This is a genomic window from Streptomyces violaceoruber, from assembly GCF_033406955.1.
In the GTDB taxonomy this organism is placed as follows: domain Bacteria; phylum Actinomycetota; class Actinomycetes; order Streptomycetales; family Streptomycetaceae; genus Streptomyces; species Streptomyces violaceoruber.
In genome coordinates, this window is record NZ_CP137734.1 from 8,187,441 (window position 1) to 8,204,649 (window position 17,209).

The following is a 17,209-nucleotide window of genomic DNA, read 5'->3' on the forward strand; positions in this document are numbered from 1 at the left end:
CCGCAGGGATCACATCACAGCGGGTCGGTGACTGTCCACGGTGTCCCGTCGCCCCGCGCCCCCGCCCGTCACAACCATCCCCGCCGCGCCGCCTGCCAGGCGAGCTGCATGCGGGTCGCGGCGTTGGCGCGTTCCATCATGCCCTGGATACGGCGCTGGACCGTGCGGCGGCTGAGCTGCATCTGGGAGGCGATCGCCTTGTCGGCCACTCCCGCCACCAGCAGCGACAGCAGCCTGCGGTCGGTGGGGGCCAGCGCGTCGGGCGCCGCGGGCCCGTCGGTCCCGGAGAGTTCGCCCGAGTCGTCGACGTCCAGCGGGACGGCGTCCTCCCAGTACCGCTCGAACAGCGCGATCAGGGCCGCCAGCAGATTGCTGTCCCTGACCAGCGCCGTCGTGGGTTCCTCCGGACTGCCGTGCGGCCCCCCGGCGACGAGCGGGAAGACGGCCACCGCGCGGTCCGCGATCGCCAGGCGCAGCGGGAGTTGCGGCACGGCACGGGCGACCTCACCGGCCCGCACCCCCGCCACGACGTTGTCGACCGCGCCCTCGTCGTCGAAGAACGCCTTCTCGTACAGCACCCGGTAGCGCACCCCGCGGGCCAGTGCCTCGAACTCCTCGGTGTTGCTGCCCGAGGGCATGGCCACGTACTGCGCCTTGCAGAACCAGAGCATCTCCTCGCGCACGCTGGTCTGGATCTGCCGCAGGTGCTGGCGCAGCGCCTCGGCGCCGGTGATGACCTCAAGGAGCTGCCCCGCGTCCCGCCTGCGCATGGTGTCCCGGTAGGACTCGATCAGCCGGGCCGCCTCGTGCTGGGCGAGGTCCAGCGCCTCGGCACTGCGCTTGAGCCGGGGCAGCAGGGCGACATCGGGCGGCGCCGCCTGGTAGAGGCGGGGGACGCCGTCGGTGGGGCTGGCGAGGCCCTTGGCGGTGAGCGACTCCAGGACGCGGTCCATCCGCTCGACCGGCATGCCGTCACGCTCCGCCAGGTCGGCGGCGCCGGCCCGGCCGAAGGTGACGAGCAGTGCGTACACCGACTCCTCGTCGGGCGACAGCCCAGCGATCTCCAGCACCACGAACGCCCTCCCCGGATCCTGGGCCGTGACGGTTGAACACCGTACTGCACAGGTGGGGAGGGCGCGGCGGGGGTGTGCGGCGTCATCCGCCGCACACCGTTCGTGCCGGACGGGCCGCTACCGGCGTACCGCGTAGGCGCGTTGCACCGTCTGCCGAACCGAGTCGCCCGCCGCGTCGCGCGCCGTGACGCGGAGCGTGACCCACGACTCCCCGTGGGCGGGCGGCGTGAGCGAGGCCCGGAAGGCGTTGCGGCCGTGCGCGTGGGTGCGCGCCGACGACCAGGTGCGCCCGTCGTCGTAGGAGGCCTCGACCCGGACGCTCACACCCCGCGGAACGGGCAGTCCCTCCTGGGTACGCACCCGCACCTCGACATGGTGCGAGCGGGTGCCGCGCACGGAATTGCGCACGTCGACCGGTACGTCGTAGTCCAGTTGGAGCAGCGACAGCGGGGCGGCGGCGTCCGTGCGGCCCGACTCGAAGGACCAGGACGTACTGGTGGCCACCCCTCGCGTCCAGGCCTCGGAGTCGCGCGAGGTCTCCATGTCCAGCCGGTAGCGTGCCCGTTCGGCCGGAACGGTCACGTTCTGCCAGGCGCTGCCGACCCCGTCGACCCGCTCGCCGTCCCGGTACAGCACGGCGCTCGCGGTGTCACCGCCGGAGGGGGGCGACCAGTGCCCGGCCTGCGAGTCGGTGAACTCAGCGACCCTCAGCCGCAGCACGTTGCCGTCCCGCACGGTCGGCGTCGTGGTGCCGGCGGGGATGGACGGACGGACGACCGCGCCCTGCCAGGTCTCCCGGGGCCGCACGCCGGCCCGGTAGGTGCGCGGATCGTCCCGCATCCCGGCGATGAGCGGCTGGTCCACGTCGAACGTCGTGGTGTGGTGCACCCGGTGCTGCCAGGCGGTGTCGCCCGCGCTCACGTACTCGGTGCGCTCGAAACCGAGCGGCACGAACCGGGTGTACTGCAGCCAGGCGGTGTTCTGGTACGGCCGCCAGCCGAAGCGCTGCTCGCTCGCCCACCCCGTGACACCGTTGTCGGCGTAGGTGGTGCGGACCACCGCGCTGTTGCGGGCGGACACCGAGTGCACGACCTTGCGGGGCACCTGCTGCTCGGACACCTGCATCACGTCGTACAGGTACGGGCTGCGCGCGGTACCGGAGAACCGCACCGAGGTCGAGCCGCGGGCGATGCGCGCGAGCAGCTCGGCGCCCGTGCCCTTGCCGATCCGCAGCGTGGGCAGGGCGTTGCGGTCGCCCGTAGGCCGCCAGCGCGTCCAGCCGGTGTCGTTGAAGTGGACGAGGATCACCGCGCTGACCCCGGCCGCGGCCGCCCGTTCGACCAGGGCCCGCTCACCGGCTCCCGTCGGGTTGTCCACCACCGCGACCCTGCCGCGGGCGCGGCTGAAGTCGGCGTCCGCCGCGACACCGGCGTCGACCGCGGTCAGCGTCGCGCCGCGCTCGGGCAGCAGCGGCGACGCGGGCATGTAGTAGGCGCCCAGGTCGAACCCCGTGCGGGACACCTTCGCCTCGACGAGCGGGGCGACGAGCTGCCAGCGGGAGGCGAACTCGAAGGTGCCCTCGGTGACCTTGGCCGTCGGACTGATGTACAGCCGCTTGGCGATGTCGAAGTACATCGTGCCCTGCGTCAGGCTGCGGCCCCCGATCTCACGGTAGGTCTGATAGCTCAGGATCCCGCGCTGCTCCGCGGGCCGGGGCGTGCGGATCTCCACGGGAACCGTCTTCCGGGCGTCCAGGGTGACGGTCATGTCCTTGGTGACCTTGACCTCGGGCAGCACCACGTGGCGCAGCTCCTCGCCGTCCTCGGCCGACGTGGTCCAGCTGGTGTTGAGCTGGTAGACGCCCTCCTCGACCTCGGCGACGGCGGCCGCGGGGTCGCTGTAGCCGACGAAGCCCTCCGCGCCCCAGATGGTGGGGAGGTCGGCGACCTGCTCGCCGTCCTTGTCGATCGTCCTCACGGTGATCCGGTGTGTCGGCCCGTGCACCACGAGGCTCAGCGTGGTGTGCGCGGCCACCGAGCCGTCGGCGGTCGTCGCGGTGACGTAGCCGTAGAACTTGCCCTGTCCGGCGCGGGCGGGATCGACGGTCAGCGGCACCTCGGCCGAGCTGCCGGCGGGCACGCGTACGGAGTCGGAGCCGAGCCGCGCCGATCCCTCGGCGGGCGCCTTGCCGCCTTCCGTGGCCAGCTCGACGGCGAGCGAGAGCGTGACGTCCTCGTCGGAGGAGTTGGTGTACCTGACCCTCGACGTCACGGGCTCGGTGTCCCGCGAGGTGAACGGCCCCATGACGAGTGTGCCGGTGGCGGTCACCGCGCCCAGTCCCGCGGCGCGCACGTCGATCCGCCCGCCGCCCTGTTCGGTGACCTTCTGGCCGTCCACCGTGACCGCCGTGCTGATCAGCGCGTCCTTCAACTGCGCGCCGGTCCAGTCGGGATGACGCTGGGCCAGGAGCGCGGCCGCGCCCGCCACGTGCGGGGTGGCCATCGAGGTGCCCGAGGCGGCGGTGTAGTGCTCGTCGACCGGGTCGCCCATCGCCGACCCGGCCGCGCGTGCCGCCACGATGCCCACACCGGGGGCCGTGACGTCCGGCTTCACCGCGTCGTCACCGAGGCGCGGGCCGCGGCTGGAGAACGGGGCGAGGGAATCGTCCCGGTCGACGGCCCCGACGGTGAGTGCGGCGTCCGCGGCCCCGGGCGAGCCGACCGTGCGGGGACCCTGCTCGCCCTCGTTGCCGGCCGCGACCACGAACAGCGTGCCGGTGCGCCGGCTGAGGTCGTTGAGTGCCTGGCTCATGGGATCGGTGCCGTCGGTCGCCCCCGAGGAGCCGAGGCTCATGTTGACGACGTCGGCGCCCTGGTCCGCCGCCCACTCCATGCCCGCGATCACCTGCGACTCGCTGCCGAAGCCGTCGTCGCCGAGCACCTTGCCGACCAGCAACCGCGCGGCGGGCGCGACTCCTTGACGGCTCCCGCCGGAGGCGGCGCCGCTGCCGCCGACGATGGAGGCGACGTGGGTGCCGTGCCCGAAGACGTCGTTGGTGCCGGAGCTGCCGGAGAAGTCCTTGGCCGCCGCGACCCGGCCGGCCAGGTCGGGATGGCTCTGGTCGGCACCGGTGTCCAGGACGGCGACCTTGACGCCGTCGCCCCGGTAACCGGCCGACCACACGTCCGGGGCGCCGATCTGGGCCGTACTGCGGTCCAGGGACGCGCGCACCCGGCCGTCCAGCCACACGCGCGGAGTGGCGGCCGCGGCCTTCGCGCGCTGTCCGCCGGCCGGGACGAGCCGCTTCCAGAACCGGCCGAGTTCCGCATCGTCGACCCGCACGGCACGCGCGTCGATGCTGTCGAGTTCGCGGACCGACGCGTCCCGCGCCAGGTCGGTCAACGCGTTCACGGAGGAGGCCGCCACGCCCTCGGCCCGCTCCACGATGAGCGGCAGCGCGTCCGTGTGCGCGGTGTCGTACCGCTGCGCCAGGAGCGCCGTCACGTCGAACAGGTCCCGGTCCAGGCGCCCGGCGGCGACCAGGGCGTCGGCGTCGGACGGGAGGACCGTCACGTGGCCGTCCTGCTCGAGGGTGCGGAAGAGGACGCCCCGTCTCCCCGGCCCCGGCGTGACGGACGCCGCCTGGCGTCCGTCCGCGGCCCGGGTGACGGTCACGCTGTCCCCGGTGATCAGCTTGACCGTCGCGGTGCCGTGGTCCGTCGCGGTGCCGTGGTCCGCCGAAGGCGCGGCGGCGTCTGGACGCGGGGTGCTCGCGAGTGCGGGTACGGGGGCCACGGCGCCGGCGGCCAGCGCCAGACCGGCCGATATCGCGGCCAACAGGCGGATCCGTCTCATCAGTGCGCTGCCTTCCCATGCGTTCGATCGAGTGAGTGCGTTGGCCAGAATGAGCTTGCCGAAGACGGGGTGTCATTCGATTCGGGTGGCACAGGTGGGACATGTCGCAAGGGCGACACCGGGGCGATACCGGGGCGCCGCCTGGGCGTACGGCGGATGCAACCCGGTTTAGGGGGCGTGGGGTTGGCGTGCCGGGCGATGCGCGGGGCACTGCCGGGCCGCGAGTGGCGTGGACCGGGGAACGGCCGGGGAGGATCCAGCCCTGCACCCCGTCACGTCGGAAAGGCAGGCACCGATGCGCCGTCTCCTCGCCCGAGTACCCGGCCCCGCCCGCGCGCCCCTGGCCAGAGGCGTAGCGACCGCCCTGGCCCTCACCCTGGCGTCCTCCGTCCTGGCCGCGTCCACGAGCACCGCCGCCGCTCCCGCGGGCACCGAGCGGGACGGCCGGCCGGGAGGCAACGCCTGGTTCACGTCCTGGGCCGCCTCACAGCAGAACGTCGCGCCCACACCGCTGCGCGACCAGTCGATGCGCATGATCACCCACCTGAGCCAGGGAGGTGACGCGGTCCGGATACGCGTCCAGAACACCTTCGGCGATTCACCGCTCACCGTCGACGCGGCGACGGTGGCCCACAGCGACGGCAAGGACGCCGCGACGGAGGGGCGCCCGCGCCCCGTGACGTTCGACGGCCGGCCCCGGGTCGTCGTCCCGCCCGGCGGTGAGGTGTGGAGCGACAGCACCGGGCTGCGCACCGCCGCCCAGGACGACATCGCGGTGTCGCTCTCCGTATCCGGCACGGTGGCTCCGGGGCGCCACGACAGCGCCTTCCGCACCAACTACCTGACCCCGCCCGGCTCCGGCGACCACACCGCCGACCCGGACGGCACCGCGTTCACCGGGACGACCGGCTCCACGCTCCTGGTCAGCGCGGTCGACGTACGCAACCCGCGCCTGCGGGGGAGCCTGGTCGCCTACGGCAGTTCGGTCGTCGACGGAACCGGGTCGACGAACTGCGGACCGGACTGCAGCCGCCCGGGCGCCGACCTGAGGTGGACCGACGACCTCGCCCGGCGGATCACCTCGGAACTGCCCCCGAACCGGCAGTTCGCCGTCGCCAACGCGGGCATCGGCGGCACCACGAGCGCCGCCACCTGCCCGGGCATCGGTGACTCCGTCCGCGGTCTGGACGCCGCCGCCCGGCTGGAGCGCGACGTACTGTCCCTGCACGGGGTCACGGGGGTCCTCTACTACTACGGGACCAACGACCTCCCGGCCGGCTGCGACGCCGCCCGGATCGAGGCCAGTTACCGCGAGGTCTTCCAACGGCTGCGCGCCGCGGGCATCAAGGTGTACGTCACGCCCATCACCCCTCGCCCCGGCTACACCGACCAGCACAACCGCGACCGGCACGCCGTCGGCACCTTCGTCTCGAAGTGGAACAGCTGCGGCGGCACCTGCGACGGGATCCTCCCCTTCGACCAGGTGCTCGAAGACCCGGTACGGCCGAACAGCATCAACCCGCTGTACGACACCGGCGACGGCGTCCACGCGAACATCGCCGGCCAGCAGGCCCTCGCCGACATCGTCTCCCTGCCGATGCTGGCGGCGTCGGCCCGCCGGTGACCGGTGACCCGCCGGCGCGGGTCATGAACTCCCCGGCGGCCTGAGGGCGTCGACGACGAGATCGAGCAGCCGCTCCGTGCGCTCCGGCTCGTCGTCGGCGGCCGTCGAGAGGAACACGCCCAGCAGCATCGCGGTGACGTCGTCGGGTGCCACGTCCCCGCGCAGCGAGCCCGCCCGTGCCCCCTGCGCGAGCATGGTGCCGATCGCGGCCGTGATGCGCTCGCGGGTGGCGGGCATGACGAGGCGTCCCGAGGCCCAGCCGCTGTGGAGGGTGTTGAGTATGGAGCGCTTCGTCGCGACGAACGCCGCGTAGCGCTCCAACCACGCGCGCAGCGCCCGCTCGGGCGGCAGCGTGTCCAGCAGCGCGGAGGCACTGGCCGTGACGTCGTCCAGCTCGGCCGCGTAGACGGCCTCGACCAGCGCCTCGCGGGTGGGGAAGTGGCGGTAGAGCGTGCCGATGCCGACACCCGCCGCGCGGGCGATGCCGTCCAGCGGGACGGTGTCGTCCGCGGCCGTGAACGCGGCCCGGGCGGCGGCGACGAGCTTCTCGCGGTTGCGCCGCGCGTGTGCGCGCAGCGGGCGTTCGGCGCCGGCCGGCCGGTCGGGCCGGCCGGGATCAGCGCTCGTTTCCTGGTCCGGACTCAAAGCGGAGGATCCTCCGGTAGTGTTACAGTCGTAAAGCGGAGGGTCCTCCGCTACTGTCATCATCGCACGAGGACGGACTTCCCATGACGTCGACCGGCACCCCCTCCTCTTCCCGTGCCACGCACGGCGGCACCCCCCGCCCCGGCGGGGCCGGAGTGCTCGCCGGCCGCACCGTCTCCCGGATCGGCTACGGCGCGATGCAGCTCGAACGCCTGCACGCCGACCGGGCCGCCGCCGTCGCCCTCGTGCGCCGAGCGGTGGAACGCGGCGTCGACCACCTCGACACCGCCCAGTTCTACGGCGACGGATTCGTCAACGAAGTGATCCGTGCTGCGCTCCGCCCCGCGGACGACGTCGTGGTGGTGAGCAAGGTCGGCGCCGCCCCCGACCCCGGCGGCCCTCTCCCGCTGCGCCCCGCGCAGCGACCGGAGGAACTGCGGGCGAGCGTCGAGGACAACCTCAGGAGCCTCGGCACCGACCGGATCCCGGTCGTGAACCTGCGCCGCCTCGACACCGGCCCCGGCCTGCGCGCGGAGGGCGACCAGCGGGTCGACCTCGACGACCAGCTCGCCGTGATGACGGCGCTGCGCGACGAGGGCAAGATCGGTGCGATCGGTCTGAGCAGCGTGACGCCGGACGGACTGCGCCGGGCCCTCCCGGCGGGCATCGTCTGCGTGCAGAACGCCTACAGCGTCGTGAGCCGGGACGACGAGGACATGCTCGCGCTGTGCTCCGCCGAGGGCGTCGCCTGGGTGCCGTACTTCCCGCTCGGCGGCGCGTTCCCCGCCATGCCCAAGGTCGCCGACGAGCCCGCGGTGCACACCGTGGCCAACAGGCTCGGCGTGACGCCGGCCCAGGTGGGTCTCGCCTGGCTGCTCCACCACGCCCCGAACGTACTGCTCATCCCCGGTACCGCCGACGCCGGTCATCTGGACGCGAACCTCGCCGTGGGCGAGATCGCCCTGGACGCGTCGTCCCTCGCCGCGCTCGACGCCGTGCGCAGCCGCTCCGCGGACGTGCCGCTCGGCTGACACCGGCCCCGGGGCCGCCACTGCTGCCCCGGCCGGGGTGCCCGGCGGCAGGCTTGCGCGGCGCCGGTGTCACAGGGTGCGCAACCCCCGGTCGGCGAAGGCGATGAGCCACTCGAAGCTGTCGTCGACGTCGGTGCTCCACTGGAAGCCGTCCGAGGCCTGCAGCGTGGCGAAGCCGTGGAAGAGGCTGCGCAGCAGGCGCAGTGCGTGGTTCACGTCGCGGTCCTCGATGTCGTAGCCGCGCAGGACCGCGGTGAACGCGCCGAGCAGCCGCTGCCCGGCGGCGGCCAGCGGATCGTCCGGCCCCGAGGGCTCCTGGCCGATCGTCGCGGCGTACCGGCCGGGGTGCTCCAGGACGAAGGCGCGGAACGCGCGCGCGGCGGCCGCCAGGGCGTCACGCCCCGCATACCCCTGGACCGCGCCGCCGACGGCGTCCGCGGCCTCGTTCAGAGCGCGGACCGCGATCCGCCGGGTGAGGTCGTCCTGGCCGCCCACGTGCTTGTACAGGGACGGGGTGCGTACGCCCACCCGCTCGGCCAGCAGGCCCATCGTCAGGTTGGCGAAGCCCACTTCGTCGGCCAGCGCGGCACCGGCCGCGACCACGGCCGCCGGATCCAGGCCCGCCCTAGGCACGGGCGGCGTCCGAGCGGAGGAAGGCGAGCACGAGCGCGGCCACCTCGTCGGGGAACTGGTCGTGCGGATAGTGTCCGGCGCCCTCGATCATCTCCAGGCGGCCGAGCCCGGAGGGCAGGTCCGCGACGACGGCCGAGCCCTCCGCGTGCGGGTCGGCCCAGTCCGGGTCGAGGGTGCCCATCACCACCAGAACCGGGCAGCGGACGTTGCCGAGTTGGGCGCCGGCGTCCGTCGGCGCGCTGCGGCCCATGGCCTGCATGGCCTTCATCCGGCCCGGCTCGCGCAGCAGGGACTCGATGCGGCCGAGCCGCTCGCTCCAGTGGGCCGGCTTCACACCCGGGTACGCGACGTCGAGGTACGAGCGCCACAGTGGCAGGCTGCCGAACGCGCCCGCGCCGAGCAGGCGGAGCATGCCCCGCCGGAACCGCTTGACCCGCAGGTCGCCGAGGCGCACCGACTGCTTGCGGGTGAACGGCGCCAGCTCGACGACCGCCGTGACCAGGGAGGGCTCCCGGGCCGCGGCGATGGTGGCGGCGCCACCCGAGACCGAGTGGCCGACCACTACGGCCGGGCCGCCCAGGTGACGGATCAGGGCGATCAGATCGCCGGCGATGGCGGTGCGGCTCCACTGCGGCCAGTCGACGCTCGACTCGCCGCAGCCGCGCAGGTCCACCGCGGCGACCCGGTGACCGGCCGCCACCAGCTGGGGGACGACGGCGCGGTACGCGGCGCGACTGTCTCCCATGCCGTGCGCGAGCACGATCAGCGGGCCGGACCCGGTCACTTCGTACGCGATCGTGCCGCCGTCGACGGCAAGGCGCTCGGTCATGTCACTCCCCAGTAGGGCTAATGGCTTTAGCTAAAAGCTACTGCCATTAGCCGCTACTGTCAACGGCCCGTCCGGAGCGTTCACCGCGCAGGGGTGTGTCGTCCCGTCGCGCGTTGTACGGCCAGCTCCACCTCGCGGTGCGGCACGCCGGTCTCGTCGGCGTAGGCGGCGATGCCCCGGGCGAGCGCGGCGGTGGCATCGGACCAGACCGCCAGGGCGACCGTGGCGTTCTCGCCCCTGTTGCTGCGGTAGCGGTTGTCCGCCGCCTCGACGGCGCGCCGGAGTTCGATGAGGTGTCTCGGGATTTCCATGGTCAAAAAGCCTAGGGCGGCACGCGGCGCGTCCCAGTGTCTCGCCGAGCGAGAGTGCTCTCGACGAGGGCACTCGTCCTTGCCCCCGCCGATGCCCATGAGGCCAGGCCGTGCGGCGAGCCGCCTTGTGGCAAGCGCTTGCTATCGTGGTCGCCCGACGGTTCCGCGGCATACGTCCGCCCGGAGGAGGAGGACCCATGACGCTCTCACTCACCCACGTCCACGGCGACCGCGTCACGGTGGCCCACGGGGTGGCCGGAACCGAATTGTTCTCCTACGTGTACCGCCCCGAGGCCGCGTGGGAGGCGCCCAAGCCGTACCTCCACCCGGTCCGGACCCTGTCCGGCGCAGTCGTCACGGACTACCGCCCCAACGACCACCGCTGGCACAAGGGGCTCCAACTGACCGCCTCCCACCTGTCCGGGCAGAACCTGTGGGGCGGCAACACCTATGTGCACGGCGAGGGGTACCGCGCGCTGCCGGAGCGGGTCGGCTCGATGGCCCACGTGTCCTTCGAGGAGATCGGCGCAGAGGCGGACCACGCCGTCATCGCCGAGCGGCTGACCTGGCACCCGCACGGCGGCGAGCTGTGGGCCGAGGAGGAGCGCCGCATCGAGGTCCGCGACGTCGACCCGGACACCGGCAGCTGGACGCTCACCTGGACGTCCGCGGTGACCAACCGGCGCGCCGAACCCCTGCGGTTCGGCAGCCCCACCACCCACGGACGGCCCGCCGCCGGTTACACCGGGCTGTTCTGGCGCGGGCCCCGCGCCTTCCGCGGCGGCCGGGTCTTCACGGCGCAGTCCGCCGCCTCCGCGGAGTCCGGCGAGCCCGCCGACGCCGGCCCGATGGGCTCCAGCGCCCGCTGGCTGGCCTACGTCGGCGAGCACGACGGACGGGACGGCCACGCCACGCTCGTCTTCGAACACGCCCCCTCCAACGACCACTCGGGCGAGAAGGGCACCCACCCGGCCCACTGGTTCGTGCGCAGCGACCCCTTCGCCGCGGTCGCACCCTCCTGGGCCTTCCACGAGGAACTGGTCCTGCCGCCCGGCGAGACCCTCGCCCGGGCCTACCGCGTGGTCGTCGCCGACGGCGCCTGGGACCGCGCGCGGGTCGCCGCGCACCTGGCCGGACTCGCGTGGTGAGCCCGACGTACGACGGCTTGCCGGGGGCGCTCGGCGTGTCCCGCCCGACCGGGTAGGACCGGCCGACCGTCGAGGGACTGCCCGGCGGCGGTACCCCGCACCTACGCCTGACGTGCGGCGAGGGCTACGCCGTCACGGCCGGCCGCGGCGCGGTGCGGACGCCCCGGGACCGCCGCACCGACCACGGCACCTGGGCGCCGGGACCGCCGCGCCGGCCCCGGCACCTGCACCGACGCGATCCGCGTCCCCGCCGACCTGTCCGAGGCCGGGCAGGCGCGGGTCGCGCGGGCCGCCGCGACCTGGCGACCCGGCGCTTCCTCGAACTCCGCGCGGCCACCGAGAACGGCGATCCCGAGCCGCTGGCGGTGTTCCAGCGGGCCGCCGCCGAACTGGTGCGGCCCCGGCCGGACGGTGGGCCCGCGCGCCTCGCGACGACGGTGCGCGGGCCGCCGCGACGGCGACCCGGTCCCCACTCGACGCACTGCGCGGCCGGGACGGCGGACACCCGAGGGCCGTCCGGGTCTCCGCGACCGGCCCCGTGGCCCCGCGGGCGCTTCGGCAGGTGCGGCAGGCCGGCCGTCCACCCGGGCATCCGACCTCTGCCGCGGTACTCGAAAGTGAGTACACGCGACGGTCGGTGCGGACGACGACGGGACGGCGGCCGCCCCGTGAGGCTGGAGCGGTTCCCCAGATCAGATGCGGAGACCTCTCCATGGCAACTTTGCTGTACCGGTTGGGCCGTGGCGCCTTCCGACGGCGCCGGTGGGTGACCCTGGCGTGGGCGGCCGTCGTGCTCGGCGTCGTGCTCGGCGCCATGAGCGCCGGCGAGGCGGGCGACGACTCGGACTCCATGCCGGGGATCGAGTCCCAGCACGCCTTCGACCTCATCAACGAGCGGTTCCCGGGCGCCGAGGCGGAAGGCGCCGATGCCCGGATCGTCCTCGTCGCACCGGACGGCCGGCAGGTCACGGCGAGCGAGTACCGAGCGGCGATCGACACCCTGGTCGCCGAGGTGGCCGACGGACCGCAGGTCGCCGCCGTCTCCGACCCCCTCGACGCGGCGACGGTCAGCCAGGACGGATCCACGGCGTACGCCACCGTCACCTACGAGGTGACCGAGGACAACGTCACCGACGCCGGACGGGCGGATCTCACGGCGGCGGTGGAGCGGGCCCGGACCTCCGGCCTGACCGTCGAGGCCGGCGGCGGGGCCGTGGCCGGTGAGCCGCCGGCCGGGATCGGCGAGTTCCTGGGCATCGGCGTCGCCGCGGTGGTCCTGCTGATCACCTTCGGCTCGCTGGCAGCCGCCGGACTGCCGCTGATCACCGCCGTCGTCGGCGTGGCCCTCACCCTCGCCTCGATCGTCGCGCTGGGCAGTGCCCTCGGCATGTCGACGGCCAGCGGTGACCTGGCCATGATGATCGGGATCGCGGTCGGCGTCGACTACGCCCTGCTCGTCGTCTCCCGCTACCGCGAAGAGCGCGCCGAGGGGCACGACGCCCGGGAGGCGGCGGGGCTGGCCGTGGGCACGGCCGGATCCGCGGTCGTCTTCGCCGGACTCACCGTCGTCATCGCGCTGGCCGGCCTGTCGGTGATCGGAGTGCCGTCGCTGACGAAGATGGGCCTGGCCGCCGCGGGCGCGGTCGTCATCGCGGTGCTGATCACCCTCACCCTGGTCCCGGCGCTGTGCGGCTTCTGGCCCGACGCCCTGCTGGCCCGCCGGGTCGGCAAGGGACGGAGCGCCCCGTCTGCCCGCCGGTTCCGCAAGGGACGCAGCACCCCTCCCGCCCGCCGGTTGCGCGGGGGCCCGGGCCGCGGCGCCGCCCGACGCACCCGCGAGGCCGGGGCGTGGAGCGTCCGCTGGGCCCGGTTCGTACAGCGCCGCCCGGTGCCCGTACTGCTCGGCTCGGCGGTCCTTCTTGGCGCCCTCGCCGTACCGGCGCTCGACCTGCGGCTCGGCATGCCCGGCGACGAGGCCAAGCCCACCTCCACCACCGAACGCCGGGCGTACGACGCCCTCGCGGACGGTTTCGGACCCGGGTTCAACGGCCCACTCACGGTCGTCGTGGACGCCCGGCAGGCAGACGACCCGCGGTCGGCGGTCGCGGCCGTCTCCGACAGGCTCGCCGCCACCGCCGGAGTGGTCTCCGTGGCGCCGCCCCGCTTCAACGCGGCGAAGGACACCGCGGTGATCCAGGCCGTCCCGGCCACCGCGCCCACCAGCGAGCGGACCGAGGAACTCGTCCACACCATCCGCGACGAGCGGCACGCCACCGAGTCCGCCACCGGCGCCACCTTCGAGGTGACCGGCACCACCGCGCTCAACATCGACGTCGCCCGCAAGATGACGGACGCCCTGATCCCCTACCTCCTCGTCGTGGTGGGCCTGGCCTTCCTCCTGCTGCTCGTCGTCTTCCGCTCCGTACTCGTCCCGCTCAAGGCCGCACTCGGCTTCCTGCTGTCGGTCGGGGCGTCCTTCGGGGCACTGGTCACCATCTTCCAGAACGGCCACGGCGCCGGGCTCCTGGGCGTCGAGGAGACCGGACCGGTCATGAGCACGATGCCGCTCATGCTGGTGGGCATCGTCTTCGGCCTCGCCATGGACTACCAGGTGTTCCTGGTGTCGCGGATGCGGGAGGCCGTCGTCCACGGAGAACGGCCGGCCGAGGCCGTCGTCACCGGATTCCGCCACAGCGGCCGGGTCGTGACCGCCGCCGCCGTCATCATGACGTCCGTCTTCGCCGGCTTCATGACCGGCGGCGAAACCCTCCTCAAAATGGTCGGCTTCGGCCTGGCGGTCGCCGTCCTGTTCGACGCCTTCGTCGTCCGCATGGCCTTCGTGCCCGCCGTCCTGGTCCTGCTCGGCGAGCGCGCCTGGTGGCTGCCGCGCCGACTGGACCGGCTGCTGCCGCGGGTCGACGTGGAGGGCGAGGCGCTCGGCCGGCGGACCCCCGCGCCCGCGCTCGCGGCCGTCCCCGACACCGACCGGCAGGACACGGTGCGCGCCTGACCCGCGCCGCAGGGAGGCCGCCCGTGCCGGACACGGGCGGCCTCCCGCCGCGCGGCGGGCGCATCGGCGATCCTGGTCCCAGGAGGAAACCATGCTCAGCAGTTGGCGGCGGTACGCCGACAGCCACCCGCATCTCGTCGAGACGGCCTTCCTGCTGCTGGTGCTCGCCGTCACCAGCCGGCAGTACGTGCACCAGGGCCCCGGCTGGTGGCAGGGCCAGCCCTTGGCGCTCGTGGCCACGGCGGGCCTGCTGCCGCGCCGCGGCCACCCGCGCGCCGCGGTCCTCGTCACGGCCGCCTGCGCCGCCGCCTCCGTCGCTCTCGGCTACCTGATCTCCCCACTCCTGCTGCTGCCCGTCCTGATCGCGCTCTACGAACTGGCCGTCCGCACCCCGCAGCGCACCGCGTACGCCTGCTACGGAGCCACCGTCGCGCTGGTCGTCCCCGCCGCCCTGCTCTCCGCACGCGACGGCCGGCCGTGGATGGACGAGAGCGTCGGCCCCGTGTTCTGGATCCTGCTGCCGGTCCTGGCCGGCACGGCGGTCCGCAACCGTCGCGCCCACCTCGACGCCGTCCACACCCGGGCCGAGCACGCCGAACGCACCCGCGAGGAGGAGGCCCGCCACCGGGTCGCCGAGGAACGCATCCGCATCGCCCGCGAACTGCACGACGTCGTCGCCCACCACATGGCGCTGGCCAACGCCCAGGCCAGCACCGCCGCCCACCTCGCCCGCACCCACCCGGAGCAGGCCCACGAGATCCTCACCCACCTCACCGGCACCACCGCTTCGGCGCTGCGCGAACTGAAGGCCACCGTGGGCCTCCTGCGCAGTCCCGACGACACCGGCGACACAGGCGGCCCCGACGACCTGCGCCCGCCCCCGGGGCTCGGCCGACTCCCCGAACTGGTCTCCGCGTTCGGCTCCGCCGGGCTCCACGTCACCGTCACCGTCCGGGGCACGCGGCGCCCCCTGCCGCCCGGAGTCGACCTGACCGCCTTCCGCATCGTGCAGGAGGCCCTTACCAACGTCACCAAACACACCGACGCCGGCACGGCCGACGTACACCTCGCCTACGCCCACGACCGCCTCACCCTCACGGTCACCGACGACGGCGGCGCCTCCCCGCGCCCGCCGGGCCCCGGCGGCGGCTTCGGCCTCGTCGGCATGCGGGAACGCGCCGAGACCTCCGGCGGACGACTGAGCGCGGGCACCCTCGCGGACGGCGGCTTCGCCGTCACCGCCGAACTCCCCGCCCCGCCACCAGCAAGGGAACAGCCCTCATGACGATCCGCGTGCTGCTCGCCGACGACCAGGCCCTGCTGCGGGCGACCTTCCGCATCCTGATCGACTCCAGCGAGGACATGGACGTGGTCGCCGAAGCCGCCGACGGCCGGGACGCCGTCGAACTGACCCGCACCCACCGACCCGACATCGTCCTCATGGACATCCGCATGCCCGGCACCGACGGCCTCGCCGCCACCGCCGAGATCTGTGCCGACCCCGCCCTCCGGGGCACCCGGGTCCTCATCCTGACCACCTTCGAGACCGACGAACACGTCGCCCGGGCGCTGCGCATCGGGGCGAGCGGTTTCCTCGGCAAGGACGTCACGGCCGAGGAACTCCTCGACGGCATCCGCACGGTGGCCGCCGGCGACGCCCTCCTGTCCGCCGCGGCCACCCGCAGCCTCATCACCCGGTTCCTCGATTCCCCCGACCCCCGGGCGTCCCCCGTGCCGCCCGAGGACCTGGCCGCCCTCACCGCCCGCGAGCGAGAGGTGACCGCCCTGGTCGCGGACGGCAAGTCCGACAAGGAGATCGCGGCCGAACTGTTCCTCAGCCCGCTGACGGTACGCACCCACGTCCAGCGCGCCAAGACCAAGCTCGGCGCCCGGGACCGCGCCCAACTGGTCGCCCACGCCTACCGCTCCGGCCTCGCGCGGCCGCCCCGCTGACGGCCTGCTCGCGGCCGGTGGTGTGAGAGGATCCCGGATCCATGAACGAACTGACCGGAGCGACCGAAACGACCGGGGCGACGACGACCGCCGTGGTCCTCGCCGGGTACGGCCCGGTCGGGCAGGCCTTCGTCGACCGGCTGGCCCGGGACGGAGAAGCGCTCGCCCGCCGGCACGGCGTACGACCGAGGGTGGCTGCCGTACGCGCGAGCGCGGCCCAGTGCCGGCCGGACGCGGACGGGTCGGTGCCGCCGCGCTCGCGGTGGGACCCCGCGAGGCCGCTGGACGAGACCTTCGACCGCACCGGCGCGCGGGTGTTCGTCCAGGCCGTCCCGTCCTCGCCCGGACTGCGGGAGCGCGCCGCCGAGGAGGCCCTGGCGGCACTGCGCCGGGGCATCCACGTGGTGACGGCCACCAAGAGCCATCTGCTCACGCACTGGCGGGACCTCGACGCGGCCGCCCGGGCGGGCGGCAGCATGATCAGGATCTCCGGGGCCACCGGGGCGGCGCTCCCGGCGGGCGACCTGTCGCGCACGTCCCTGCGCGGCCTGGACTGCCGGACGATCCGCGCCTGCCCCAACGGCACCGCCACCTTCGTGCTCGACCGACTGGCCGGGGGCGACACGCTGGGCGACGCGATCCGCGCCGCGCAGCTGCGGGGCATCGCGGAGGCGGATCCCTCGGCGGACCTGTCGGGCGACGACGCCGCCACCAAGGTGCGGCTGCTGGCCGCGCTGGCCTGGGGCTGGGACCCGGCCGAGGTGCGGGTGCGGGCCGAGCCGGTGGACGGGACCACGGCGAGGCGGGCTCTGGCCGCGGCCGCCCGGTCCCGTCGGCTGCGGGCGGTCGCCGGCGCGGCGGTGGCCGAGCCCGGCGTCGTGCGCGTACGGCTCGAGGAGACGGAAGCCGGCGACCCGCTGCACGCACTGACCGGGCCCGAGAAGGCCGCGGTGTTCGGTTGCCCGGACGCGGGCGACGTGACGGTGAGCGGCGGGCGGTCGAGCCCGGTGGGGGCGGCACTGGCCCTGGTGAAGGACACCGTCGAGGTCACGGCCGCGCGCACCGGCTTCCACTGACGCAGGGGTACGGCGACTCGG

At 74.3% G+C, this 17,209-nt stretch carries 13 protein-coding genes; 7 read left to right on the forward strand and 6 right to left on the reverse strand.

Features of this window, described 5'->3' with window-relative positions; translation table 11 throughout:
* Positions 1-68: 68 nt before the first annotated feature.
* Positions 69-1,073 (reverse strand): helix-turn-helix domain-containing protein, encoded by a 1,005-nt coding sequence (locus R2E43_RS36970; RefSeq protein WP_011027112.1) that lies wholly within the window; start codon positions 1,071-1,073, stop codon positions 69-71.
* Between the two features lie 117 nt (positions 1,074-1,190).
* Positions 1,191-4,928 (reverse strand): S8 family serine peptidase, encoded by a 3,738-nt coding sequence (locus R2E43_RS36975; protein WP_332057019.1) that lies wholly within the window; start codon positions 4,926-4,928, stop codon positions 1,191-1,193.
* Between the two features lie 295 nt (positions 4,929-5,223).
* On the opposite strand from R2E43_RS36975, the gene R2E43_RS36980 reads away from it, so the two are divergent.
* Positions 5,224-6,552 (forward strand): SGNH/GDSL hydrolase family protein, encoded by a 1,329-nt coding sequence (locus tag R2E43_RS36980; RefSeq protein ID WP_319126686.1) that lies wholly within the window; start codon positions 5,224-5,226, stop codon positions 6,550-6,552.
* A 21-nt stretch (positions 6,553-6,573) separates the two neighbouring features.
* Here the strand turns inward: R2E43_RS36980 and R2E43_RS36985 are convergent, their stop codons facing one another.
* Positions 6,574-7,197 (reverse strand): TetR/AcrR family transcriptional regulator, encoded by a 624-nt coding sequence (locus tag R2E43_RS36985; RefSeq protein WP_003978436.1) that lies wholly within the window; start codon positions 7,195-7,197, stop codon positions 6,574-6,576.
* An 83-nt stretch (positions 7,198-7,280) separates the two neighbouring features.
* Between R2E43_RS36985 and R2E43_RS36990 the strand changes: the two genes are divergently transcribed.
* Complete coding sequence (locus R2E43_RS36990; protein ID WP_011027108.1) at positions 7,281-8,228, forward strand: aldo/keto reductase; 948 nt, start codon at positions 7,281-7,283, stop codon at positions 8,226-8,228.
* Positions 8,229-8,297: 69 nt separating this feature from the next.
* Here R2E43_RS36990 and R2E43_RS36995 read toward each other — a convergent pair whose 3' ends face one another.
* From R2E43_RS36995 to R2E43_RS37005, 3 genes are all read right to left on the reverse strand, one after another.
* Positions 8,298-8,831, reverse strand: coding sequence for a TetR/AcrR family transcriptional regulator (locus tag R2E43_RS36995; protein ID WP_016325117.1), 534 nt, complete (start codon positions 8,829-8,831; stop codon positions 8,298-8,300).
* A 22-nt stretch (positions 8,832-8,853) separates the two neighbouring features.
* Positions 8,854-9,690, reverse strand: a complete 837-nt coding sequence (locus R2E43_RS37000) for an alpha/beta fold hydrolase (protein ID WP_016325116.1) — start codon at positions 9,688-9,690, stop codon at positions 8,854-8,856.
* A gap of 80 nt (positions 9,691-9,770) precedes the next feature.
* Complete coding sequence (locus R2E43_RS37005) at positions 9,771-10,001, reverse strand: hypothetical protein (protein WP_003978440.1); 231 nt, start codon at positions 9,999-10,001, stop codon at positions 9,771-9,773.
* Between the two features lie 197 nt (positions 10,002-10,198).
* On the opposite strand from R2E43_RS37005, the gene R2E43_RS37010 reads away from it, so the two are divergent.
* The 5 genes from R2E43_RS37010 to R2E43_RS37030 all read left to right on the forward strand — a co-directional run bounded on the left by R2E43_RS37010 (position 10,199) and on the right by R2E43_RS37030 (position 17,188).
* Positions 10,199-11,149, forward strand: a complete 951-nt coding sequence (locus tag R2E43_RS37010; protein WP_093455382.1) for a DUF6807 domain-containing protein — start codon at positions 10,199-10,201, stop codon at positions 11,147-11,149.
* Between the two features lie 712 nt (positions 11,150-11,861).
* Complete coding sequence (locus tag R2E43_RS37015) at positions 11,862-14,159, forward strand: MMPL family transporter (protein WP_332057020.1); 2,298 nt, start codon at positions 11,862-11,864, stop codon at positions 14,157-14,159.
* A 91-nt stretch (positions 14,160-14,250) separates the two neighbouring features.
* On the forward strand, positions 14,251-15,444 hold the full coding sequence (locus tag R2E43_RS37020) for a sensor histidine kinase (protein ID WP_011027103.1): 1,194 nt from the start codon (positions 14,251-14,253) through the stop codon (positions 15,442-15,444).
* Positions 15,441-16,112: a response regulator transcription factor gene (locus R2E43_RS37025; RefSeq protein WP_003978444.1), complete on the forward strand. Its 672-nt coding sequence runs from the start codon at positions 15,441-15,443 to the stop codon at positions 16,110-16,112. Before R2E43_RS37020 ends, R2E43_RS37025 begins: the two co-directional genes overlap by 4 nt.
* A gap of 41 nt (positions 16,113-16,153) precedes the next feature.
* Positions 16,154-17,188 carry a homoserine dehydrogenase gene (locus tag R2E43_RS37030; protein WP_332057021.1) on the forward strand — a complete coding sequence of 345 codons (1,035 nt, stop codon included), beginning with the start codon at positions 16,154-16,156 and terminating at the stop codon, positions 17,186-17,188.
* The last annotated feature ends 21 nt before the right edge of the window (positions 17,189-17,209 follow it).

Excerpts from the sequence above, each read along its gene's own strand:
- R2E43_RS36990 (WP_011027108.1), top strand. The coding sequence starts at position 7,281 with ATGACGTCGACCGGCACCCCCTCCTCTTCCCGTGCCACGCACGGCGGC.
- R2E43_RS36975 (WP_332057019.1), bottom strand. The coding sequence starts at position 4,928 with ATGAGACGGATCCGCCTGTTGGCCGCGATATCGGCCGGTCTGGCGCTG.
- R2E43_RS37015 (WP_332057020.1), top strand. The coding sequence starts at position 11,862 with ATGGCAACTTTGCTGTACCGGTTGGGCCGTGGCGCCTTCCGACGGCGC.
- R2E43_RS37005 (WP_003978440.1), bottom strand. The coding sequence starts at position 10,001 with ATGGAAATCCCGAGACACCTCATCGAACTCCGGCGCGCCGTCGAGGCG.
- R2E43_RS37030 (WP_332057021.1), top strand. The coding sequence starts at position 16,154 with ATGAACGAACTGACCGGAGCGACCGAAACGACCGGGGCGACGACGACC.
- R2E43_RS37020 (WP_011027103.1), top strand. The coding sequence starts at position 14,251 with ATGCTCAGCAGTTGGCGGCGGTACGCCGACAGCCACCCGCATCTCGTC.
- R2E43_RS37010 (WP_093455382.1), top strand. The coding sequence starts at position 10,199 with ATGACGCTCTCACTCACCCACGTCCACGGCGACCGCGTCACGGTGGCC.
- R2E43_RS37000 (WP_016325116.1), bottom strand. The coding sequence starts at position 9,690 with ATGACCGAGCGCCTTGCCGTCGACGGCGGCACGATCGCGTACGAAGTG.
- R2E43_RS36980 (WP_319126686.1), top strand. The coding sequence starts at position 5,224 with ATGCGCCGTCTCCTCGCCCGAGTACCCGGCCCCGCCCGCGCGCCCCTG.
- R2E43_RS37025 (WP_003978444.1), top strand. The coding sequence starts at position 15,441 with ATGACGATCCGCGTGCTGCTCGCCGACGACCAGGCCCTGCTGCGGGCG.